The organism is Chelativorans sp. (genome assembly GCF_031180965.1).
In the GTDB taxonomy this organism is placed as follows: Bacteria; Pseudomonadota; Alphaproteobacteria; order Rhizobiales; family Rhizobiaceae; genus Chelativorans.
This window is the reverse complement of the sequence record NZ_JAPSLH010000053.1, coordinates 1-4,469: the sequence shown is the minus strand read 5'-3', so window position 1 is coordinate 4,469 and position 4,469 is coordinate 1. Positions and strand designations below refer to the sequence as shown.

General features: G+C 65.4%; 4 protein-coding genes. 1 reads left to right on the top strand and 3 read right to left on the bottom strand.

The features are described from left to right. Both RIN79_RS21350 and iolC read right to left on the bottom strand, forming a co-directional pair. The coding region (locus RIN79_RS21350; RefSeq protein ID WP_309086722.1) for a thiamine pyrophosphate-binding protein at positions 1 to 1,021 on the bottom strand (1,021 nt) is incomplete at its 3' end. A 90-nt stretch (positions 1,022 to 1,111) separates the two neighbouring features. Then, entirely contained in the window at positions 1,112 to 3,025 is a 1,914-nt protein-coding gene (gene iolC / locus RIN79_RS21345; RefSeq protein ID WP_309086721.1) for a 5-dehydro-2-deoxygluconokinase, read from the bottom strand. A gap of 144 nt (positions 3,026 to 3,169) precedes the next feature. On the opposite strand from iolC, the gene iolG reads away from it, so the two are divergent. Beyond that, entirely contained in the window at positions 3,170 to 4,159 is a 990-nt protein-coding gene (gene iolG, locus RIN79_RS21340; RefSeq protein WP_309086720.1) for an inositol 2-dehydrogenase, read from the top strand. Between the two features lie 54 nt (positions 4,160 to 4,213). Here iolG and RIN79_RS21335 read toward each other — a convergent pair. Beyond that, the coding region (locus RIN79_RS21335; protein WP_309086719.1) for an SIS domain-containing protein at positions 4,214 to 4,469 on the bottom strand (256 nt) is incomplete at its 5' end.

Here is a 4,469-nt window from a genome sequence, read left to right as displayed (position 1 = left end):
GGAGCGCGTTGTGCTTGGTGGCGTCGAACGCCTGCACGTTGAGACCGACGATGCGCCGGTCCGGGTTCTTGAACAGGGCCCAGGAGCCGGTGGTGAAATCCTGCAGGCGCGTGCCGACCGCGATCACCACGTCGGCTTCTTCGGCGAGCGCATTGGCTGCGCCCGTCCCGGTCACGCCGACGGCACCGAGGCAAGATGCATGATCATGCGGGAGGCTCGATTTGCCGGCCTGCGTTTCCCCCACGAGCAGGCCGTGCTTCTGCGCGAATTCCGCCAGAGCCGTCTCGGCGTTCGAATAAAGCACGCCGCCGCCCGCGACGATGAAAGGCCTCTTGGCATTGCGGATGAGATCGGCGGCCTGGGCGAGTTCCGTCTCGTCCGGGCGGATGCGGCGCGGTGCCCAGATCTTCTCCGCAAAGAAGCTCTCCGGGTAGTCATAGGCTTCGGTCTGCGTGTCCTGGCAGAGTGCAAGGGTCACCGGGCCGCATTCGGCCGGGTCCGTGAGCACGGTCATGGCGCGCTGGAGCGCCGGAATGATCTGCTCAGGGCGCGTGATGCGGTCGAAATAACGGGAGACCGGCCGGAAGCAGTCATTTGCCGAGACTGTGCCGTCGGCAAAGCTTTCGATCTGCTGCAGCACCGGATCGGGCTTCCGATTGGCGAAGACGTCGCCGGGGAGGAGCAGTACCGGGAGGCGGTTCACGTGGGCGACGGCGGCGGCCGTCACCATGTTGGTGGCTCCTGGGCCGATGGAAGTGGTGCAGGCCATCATGCGCCGCCGCCGAGAAGCCTTGGCGAAAGCGATTGCCGCATGCGCCATGCCCTGCTCGTTATGCGCCCGATAGGTGGGGAGCTGATCGCGCACGCCGTGCAGCGCCTCGCCCATGCCGGCCACGTTCCCGTGGCCGAAGATGGCCCAGACGCCGCCGAAGAGCGGCAGCGATCGTCCATCGATCTCAGTCTTCTGGGCCGTCAGGAAGCGGGCAACGGCTTGCGCCATGGTCAGGCGGATCGTGCTCATGCGTGTTCCTCTCGAAGGGCGTCGCAGGGTTTTCAGGTTTTCCGGTTCATGAAAAGAGTTCGGAGCCGTCCACAGGCTCCGCCCTTGGTATTAGGCCGCCTTCGCGCGGGCCGAGACCCGCTGCCAGGCGTCGACGAGGCGCTGGAAGCGGGAGGCCATGTCGCTGACGGCAGCTTCGTCCGAAATCTCACCCTTGAGCCAGCGCCGCGCTGCATCATTGAAAATGGTGCGCCCAACCGCGAAGCCTTTCACCTGCGGCTCCTTGGCAGCGGCGGCAAAGGCGGCCTCCAGCTCGTTCTCCGGCGCTTCGAGGCCGAGCAGCACGATGCCGCGGCAGTATGCGTCGTTTCGGGTGATCACCTCGCCGATCGCATGCCAGGCTGCTTCGTCCTGCTGCGGCTCGAGCTTCCACCAGTCGGGCCTGATGCCGAGGTCGTAGAGCCGCTGCAGGATGCCGGCGACCGTATCGGGCCTGAGAGGCCCATGCTTGCCCGCGATAATTTCGACCAGCAGTTCCCGACCGATGCGGCGCGCGGCATCGTGCAGGCGCAGCAGCTCACGCTCCTGTCGCTGCTTCAGCTCCGGCAGGTCGTCAGGGTGATAGAAGCACAGGCACTTGATGGTGTGTCCTACCGGCCATTCCACCAGCTTGGCGCCGAGCGAGCCGCCGCCCTCGAAATCGAGCGGGCGGGAGCCGGGCAGTTCCACCGGGCGCCCGATCCAGAACGGGTGATCGGCAGCGCGAAACAGCGCTTCGCGGCCATAAGTTCCGTCGATCAGCATGCCGAAGCCCGAGCGTCCATCCGCCACCCGCGCTGCAGCGTCGACGGCGAGAACCTTGAATTCAGGGATGCGCTCGACGGGCGCGCCGATCTCCTTTGCCAGCGCTTCCAGCTGCATGCGGTGGTCGATGGCGAGCGCCATAAGCGTGTCGCTCTGAGGCCGGCGTGTCGTCGCCCAGTGAATGTGGTTGATGGTCTCGTCGAAACGTAGCGCCTTGTGGCGGCTGCCGGTCTTCAGGAAGTGCTGCAACTCCGGGAAGGTTGGGATCTCGGGAGAGCAGAGCAGCCGCGACACCGCGAAGGCGCCGCTCGCATTGGCATAGGCGCAGCACGTCTCGAGCGGCTCGCCTTTGAGCCACCCGCGCAGAAAACCGGACAGGAAGGCGTCGCCGGCGCCGAGCACGTTGTAGACCTCGACCGGGAAGCCGGGCCCCTTCACACCGTCATCGAGCGAATTCGGAATGGCGTCGGGAAACACCACGCAGCCCATGGGGCCTCGCTTGCACACGATGGTGGCCCTGGAGACGGCCCGGATCGTCCGGATGGCCGTCAGGGTGTCCTCGGACCCGCCTGCAATGTGCAATTCCTCCTCGGTGCCGACGATGAGATCGCAATCGGCGAGGATCGGCCTCAAATGTTCCGTCACGGCGTCGGAGCGCACATAGCGCGATTCGCCGGCGCCGTGGCCGAGGAGGCCCCAGAGATTCGGGCGGTAATCCACGTCGAACACCACCTTGCGGCCGTTCGCCTTGGCGATGCGGATGGCCTTCCTCTGCGCAGCAGCCGTCGTTTCACGTGAAAAATGCGTGCCGGTGACGACGACGGCGCCGGCGGAGGCGATGAAGTTCTCGTCGATGTCGCTCTCGTCGAGCGCCATATCGGCGCAATTGTCGCGATAGAAGATCAACGGGAAGGAGCTCTCGTCCCGCACGCCAAGGATCACGAGGGCGGTCAGCCGTTCCCTGTCTGTGACGATGCCTGCTGTCGACACGCCTTCGCGCTCCATCTGCTCGCGGATGAAGCAGCCCATGGCCTCGTCGCCGACACGGGTCACCAAACCCGACTTCAGGCCGAGTCGAGCGGTTCCGATGGCGATATTGGCCGGGCATCCGCCGACGGCTTTGGAGAAGGAGGCCATGTCTTCCAGCCGTCCGCCCACCTGCTGGCCGTAGAGGTCGACCGAGGCGCGCCCGATGGTGATCACATCCAGGGCTGGCTTCATGCTATTCCTCCCGCTCTCGGTCTTGATAAACCGCGTGAGAGCCGCGCTTGGCTCTTGTCGTTATAGAACGTTTATTCTATTAGCATCTTATACTGGAATATCAATTCCAAATCTGCCGTGAGCCGGCAAAGGATCGAGGGAAACATGATCAAAATCGCTGTTTTGGGGGCGGGCCGCATTGGCCGGATTCATGGACGCAACGCCGCCGGCCATCCCGATGCTCGGCTCGTGGCGGTAGCCGATCCGCACGCTCCCTCCGCACAGGAGCTGGCGGCCGCGACGGGTGCTGAGGTCGCGCCGCTAGAAGAGATCGTCGAGCGCTCGGACGTGGACGCCATCCTCGTCTGCACGCCGACCACGACCCATGCCGACCTGATCGAGCGCGGCGCGCGCGCCGGCAAGGCCGTGTTCTGCGAGAAACCGGTCGATCTGTCGAGCGAGCGCATCGAAGCCTGCCTCGCTACGGTGGAAAAGGCCGGCACGCCGCTGATGATCGGTTTCAACCGCCGCTTCGATCCCAACTTCGCATCCCTGCGCCGCCGTCTCGCCGATGGCGAGGTAGGAGAAGTGGAGCTCGTGACGATCCTCTCCCGCGATCCCGGCCCGCCTCCGGTGAGCTACATCGCCACCTCCGGCGGCCTGTTCCGGGACATGATGATCCACGATCTCGACATGGCCCGTTTCCTGCTTCTCGGCGACGAACCGGTGGAGGTGCATGCGGTGGGATCCTCTCTCGTCGATCCTGCGATCGGTCAGGCGGGCGACGTCGACACCGCTGCCGTCATGCTCAAGACCGCCAGAGGCAAGATCGTCCAGATCTCCAATTCCCGCCGCGCCACCTATGGCTACGACCAGCGGATCGAAGTCCACGGCTCCAAGGGAATGATCCGCGCCGGCAACATCCATCGCACGACTGTGGAGGTTGCCAACGCCGCGGGCATCACCGCCGACCCGGTGCAGGACTTTTTCCTGGAGCGCTATGCCGAGGCCTATCGTGACGAACTCACCGTGTTCCTGAACGCCATCCGGGATGGCAAGCCGTGCAATCCGACCGGACGGGACGGGCTCATGGCGCAGCGTCTTGCGGATGCCGCGACGGAGTCGGCTCAGAGTGGGAAGCCGGTGCGGCTGTAGGCAAAAGGGCGCGGCAGCGCCCATTTTCATCTGCGAGAGGGCGTCGGACTCCTTTCAGCCCTCCGCCCGCTTTTCCGCCGTACCGACGGCAAGCGCCATGGCAAGGGCAAAGGACGCGGAGAGCGACCGGAACGCGCCGAAATCGGCCTCCGCGACTTCGAGCCAGACATCGGCATTCGTCACCAGTGGGCTGAAGGCCGAATCGGTGATCGCGACCACCGGCACGTCGCGCTGCGCGGCAGCCGCCGCGAGGTCGGCCGTGACGGGTGCATAGGGCGTGAAGCTGATCGCAAGGACCGCGTCGCGCTTG